At 62.4% G+C, this 4,849-nt stretch carries 5 protein-coding genes; all 5 read right to left on the bottom strand.

Features of this window, described 5'->3' with window-relative positions:
- Positions 1-79: 79 nt before the first annotated feature.
- Positions 80-1,024: a sulfotransferase family protein gene (locus tag AC1DLB_RS21420; RefSeq protein WP_477745548.1), complete on the bottom strand. Its 945-nt coding sequence runs from the start codon at positions 1,022-1,024 to the stop codon at positions 80-82.
- On the bottom strand, positions 1,012-1,797 hold the full coding sequence (locus tag AC1DLB_RS21415) for an aspartyl/asparaginyl beta-hydroxylase domain-containing protein (RefSeq protein ID WP_477744081.1): 786 nt from the start codon (positions 1,795-1,797) through the stop codon (positions 1,012-1,014). The genes AC1DLB_RS21420 and AC1DLB_RS21415 overlap by 13 nt, the downstream gene beginning before the upstream one ends.
- The gene (gene cysC / locus AC1DLB_RS21410; protein WP_064615748.1) at positions 1,794-2,399 is read right to left on the bottom strand and encodes an adenylyl-sulfate kinase; all 606 of its coding nucleotides are present in this window, start codon (positions 2,397-2,399) and stop codon (positions 1,794-1,796) included. Before cysC ends, AC1DLB_RS21415 begins: the two co-directional genes overlap by 4 nt.
- A complete protein-coding gene (locus AC1DLB_RS21405) occupies positions 2,383-3,900 on the bottom strand; it encodes a TolC family protein (protein WP_064615746.1) in 1,518 nt (505 codons plus the stop codon). The genes cysC and AC1DLB_RS21405 overlap by 17 nt, the downstream gene beginning before the upstream one ends.
- A gap of 40 nt (positions 3,901-3,940) precedes the next feature.
- Positions 3,941-4,849: Ig-like domain-containing protein (locus AC1DLB_RS21400; protein WP_477785597.1), on the bottom strand; the 909-nt coding region annotated here is incomplete at its 5' end.

The following is a 4,849-nucleotide window of genomic DNA, read 5'->3' as shown; positions in this document are numbered from 1 at the left end:
CGCTGGGTCGCGAAGCGGCCCCAACATCTGCGACTGCTACGCAGCCCCAGCGGGAGCAAGCTCCCTCGCCACAATAAGATTATATTTTGCGCAATTGTTCCAACGCCTCATACGGCTCCCGCGCCCAGCGCTCCACCCGTTCATGAAGCAACGCCGAGGCTTCGCGACGCTTGTCATCGCCGTCGCCGACAAACACCTGCGACGGCTGCTTGGCATGTTGCCCCACCGCTGCAAACACTTGCCGGCGCTGCTCGATGTCCAACGCAAAGAACGCCGCCAACCGCCCCGCCATCGCCTGCGGCAGTTCGCTGTAATTCACCGCCCARCCACCAAATGCCTGGCATTGCGCCAACCCCGACGCCAGCAATTGCCCCAACCGCCGAGCGATGTAATCCTCACGGCCGCTGAATGGAAATTCGTCATCCAGCACACTGGCGCCGATCATCCCCGGCACCATGTGCACGCCCGGGCGACGCAGATGCGAGACAGCAATCTCCAGCGGATCGCGATAAAGAAACAGCCACGGTGTTTCAGGGAAGCACTCGCGCAGTAACGGCAGTTCACCGATGTTCCAGGCGTCGAGTTTGATCACCAACCGTTGCTCCACGCCACGTCGACATTGCCCGTAGGCCGACAGTAACCCTTTGATCGCCGCACGGCGCTCGACAGCAGGCAAATCGCTGCGTAGCAACGCGTCCAGTGGCGGGGGTTCGCTGATGACGATGTGGTTGTCGAGTCGCGCCAGCATCTGGCTGACCAGGGTCGAGCCACAGCGGGAGGCGTGAAAGATAAAGGCGCTCGGTGTCAGGCCGGGACTGCAAGCCTGCCAGTCCGCAAGGGTCGACAATGCCGTTTTTCGGCGGAATGCCTGATTGAACGGCAGTCGCAGCGCATCCTCCACGGCGTCACGAAAAAACGGCTGATGCAGCCGCGTGTCACCGAACCAGCACCAATCGACTTGCCATTGCCCAGCCTCTTGCCACACGCGAATCGGCAACCAGCCTTCGAGGTTCAGGCGCTCCATTGTTCAGTCCACTGGCGGCGACCATCGCGCATCGCCGCACGCAGTTCTTCACGGGTAAATGCAAGGCCGCGCTCGGCGGCCAGCTCCAGAGTGCGGGCGACAAAGGCTTCGTTGTCCCGCAATCCCTGCAAGGTCTTGCACAGCTGCGGTTCGCCGACCAGCAGTGCCTTGAATTGCTCTAAAGCTTGATCACCGATTAGCGGCGACGGCGTGGTTGCCACCCCATCGATAATCGCCTGCTCCAGCCAGGCACCGGGCCGGCAATCGAGCACCAGATGAATCCGTGTCTGGGTATCGCGGTTGTCTACGCGATGAGGTCGCGCCAGGTCGAGGTACCAGCACTCGCCAGCGGCCATCGGCATGCGCTGGCCGTCCAGCATGAAGTCCACTTGAGAGGGGCTGAGCAGCGGGATGTGCAGGCGCAAGTCCGCATCCGGTTCGCCCAGGTCATAGTCGCGATGCTCATGGATACGCCCGCCCGGACCGAGTCGCAACAGGCGCGCGCAGACGATCTGCAGCGGCAGATCCCGCAACCCTTGCTGCCATCGAACATCCCGTCGCCAGAGTTCGCGCACTCGAGGTTCACCGCGACCGGGTGCCAGCTCGGTCAAGGCATCGGCCGCGGAAATCAGCGCCACGCCGCTCCAGTCGCCGGTGTAGTAAGCGCTGTTGAAGTGACCGTGCCAGTTGTCCTCACCGATCGCCGCCAGCGCCTGCAACAGCAACGGCAAATCCACCGTCACCGGCAATCGGGAGAATGCCGGTCGGCTCATCGTTTTGGCAGCACCGCACATTCGCCGAGCCAGGTCAGCAAACGGTCAAGACAGGCCTCGACCGATTGCGCGCCCGTATCGAGCACCAGCGACGCACACGGCGGTGGTTCGTAAGGCGCGGAAACACCGGTGAAGCCCGCCAACTCACCCCGTCGAGCCCGGGCGTAATGACCTTTGGGATCACGCTGTTCACACACCGTCAAAGAGGCGCTGCACCAGACTTCGCGGTAATCCTCGCCCAGCCGCCGGGCAAACAGTTCGCGCAACTCCACCAAGGGCGCAATCATCGCGAGGATGACAATCTGCCCATTCTCGACCAACAGCGCCGCCACTTCGCTGGCGCGGCGGATGTTTTCCAGGCGATCACTGTCGGTGAACCCCAGATCGCGATTGAGCCCGACCCGCAGTCCATCGCCATCGAGCACCACACTCTGCACGCCATGTTCGAACAGCTCGGCGTGCAGTGCCTGGGCCAATGTCGACTTGCCCGCCGCCGGTAAACCGGTCAGCAGAATCGCCGCGCCGCGATGGCCGTTGCGGGCCTCCCGTTGGGCGCGGCTGATGCTCGCCGTYGGCGCCAGCAGGTTAGCGGACCGGGGCATGGGCCACCGGCGGTACTGAGATGTTGCCCGCCGCCCACGCCGCTTCGCGATTGGCCAGTGCGGTGGCGATGGACTGGACTTCGGTAGATTGCACTTCGTCCGGCAGCGGATCGAGACCGGCGCTGGCGAAGATTTGCCCGTAAGCGTTGCGCAGGTCAGCGTAGGACAGGTCGCGACGCAGATCGGCCTGCAACGTGTTCAGTTCGCCCTGGATCAGATCCAGTTCGCCCAGCCCGGCCGCCTGATAGCGGTTGCGCAGCTGGCCGATGATTTGCCCGTCGATGTTCGACAACTGCTGATTGGTCTGGAACTGCCGCAGTGCTTCGCGGTAGTTGGCGTTGGCCACGTAGAGCTGGGCCAACACTGCGATGGACATCGCCTGACGACGTGCCGCGGCGACTTCTTCGCCGGCCTTGGCGACGTCGATCGCGGCGGGTGCGGAAATCACATTGAACAGGTTCCAGGTGACTTTCACCCCGTAATCCGCCCAGCTCTGTTCCACCAAAAACGAGTTGCTGTCGTAATGCCCGCCAGCGGAGAACTCCAGCCCTGGTAACAGGCGCAGCATGGCTTTGCGGGTTTCGGCCGCGCTGATGCGGGTCTGGTAATCCTGCTCGCGCAACTCCGGCCGACTGGTCAGGGCTTCCTGCTCCAGGCTGGCGAGGTCGACCTTGAGTTCCGGAATGTCGTAATCGTCCTGAGTCGCCAGCGTCAGCTCGGTATTCAGTGGCAGGTTGATCAGGGTCGCCAACTCGGTTTTTGCCAGCGACAGCGCGCGGCGTTGCTCTTCCAGTTGCCGGGTGGCTTCGATCAGCGAGCGCTGATAAGCCAACGACTGGATCGGATCGCCGATACGCTGTTGGCTCATGCTCTGGCTATTCTCACGGGCGGTATCGACCCGGGCCATCAGGCTGTCGATTTGCTTGAGCAAACGTTCGGCGGCCACGGCTCGCCAATAGGCCGAGCGCACGTCCTGGACGATGGTGTTGATCACCTTGCGCCGACGTTCCTGCACGATCAGCCGCTGATCGCCCTGCTGCTTGGCGCTGATGTAGCTGACGCCGAAGTCGAGCACGTTCCAGACCATGGTCAGGTCCGCCACGTCACGGTCGCGGTCCTGGGAGGTCGACGGTTCCAGAGACTGGGTGCCGGTGCGCACGCTCTGGCTGCTGGAGGCGTTGACGTTGTTGCGCCCCACGTAACCGGCATCCAGCGCCATGCGCGGCAGCATGTCGAAACTGGCGAGGTCGAGTTGGCGCTTGGCCAGGGCTTCTTCCATGATCTTGAGCCGGCCTTCGAGGTTGTATTTCACCGCGCGGGCCATGGCCTGGTGCAGGGTCAGCGGGCCGCTGAGGGGCTCCTGACCCTTGTACATGTTTTGCAGATCGCTTTTGGCGCGCTGTTGGCTGACGCTGCGTTCGATCGGTTGACTGGTGACTGCACATCCGCTGATCGCCAGCGCCAGCAGGCTGGCGCCGAACAACTTATGACTTCTTTTCATCCTTGTATTGCCCCCGGTGCCGCACTGCTTTAATGATTTTTCAGGCCTGCATTTCACTGATGCCGACCTGTTGCAAAGCCGCGGCCAGGCTGTCGACCTGCCGTTGCTCGGTGTCTTTGAGCTGTTGTAATTGCTGGCCAAGACTCGGTGCGCCAAACACGCCGCGCAGCCCTTGGGAAACATCCCCCGCCCTGATTGACTGATTACCAAAGGTGTTCAGCGAATCCCCCTCGCTACTGGTGGCCTGATTGAACAGGCTCGACAGCGTGCTGCTGCCGAAGACCCCGCCATCGCCCCCGCCAAAGCCGAGGAAGCCGTGGCCTGAGCCATCGCCACCGTTGTCGCTGCTGGTGAATACCTGGGCAATGAAACTCGGCGTCAGCGCCCCGTGGTTTATGAAAATGTCGCCCAGAGGCCGAATGCCATTGCCCATCACCCGTTGTTCAAACAACGGGGCAAAGGTCAGTGGCGAGCCGAGATCGCCAGTGGGTGGGGTGAAGATGATCGGTTGCAATGGCACGTTCGGTGGATCGGCCACGACCACCGGTGTCAACACCAAGGGGGGTGGCGTCGGTACGGTGTTGATTGTGTAGTTATTGGATACCGCGACGCTGGCGCCCAGGTTGCCCGCCAGGTCCGTCACATTGCTGGTGTCCAGCGCAATGAAGTTGCTCGGGTCGGTAATGTTCGCGGTGGGCGTGAAGGTCCCGGTCCAGGTCTTGCCGCCATCGCTGCTGGCCAGATTGGTCAGTTCACCATTGGTCACGCTCAAGTCCGACAAGTCGAAGTTGCTGACCGCTTCGCTGAATGTGAAGGTCACCAGTGTCGTCTGGCCAATTCCCAACACCGGATTGGCAACCACGATGCTGACGGTCGGACGGGTCGCATCAAGTGCGTAGTTGTTGGAGATGGCGATGCTGGCGCCGGCATTGCCCGCGGCGTCGAGCAC

This window comes from Pseudomonas sp. 05N434, from assembly GCF_056396965.1.
This window is presented reverse-complemented; position numbering and strand designations above follow the sequence as displayed.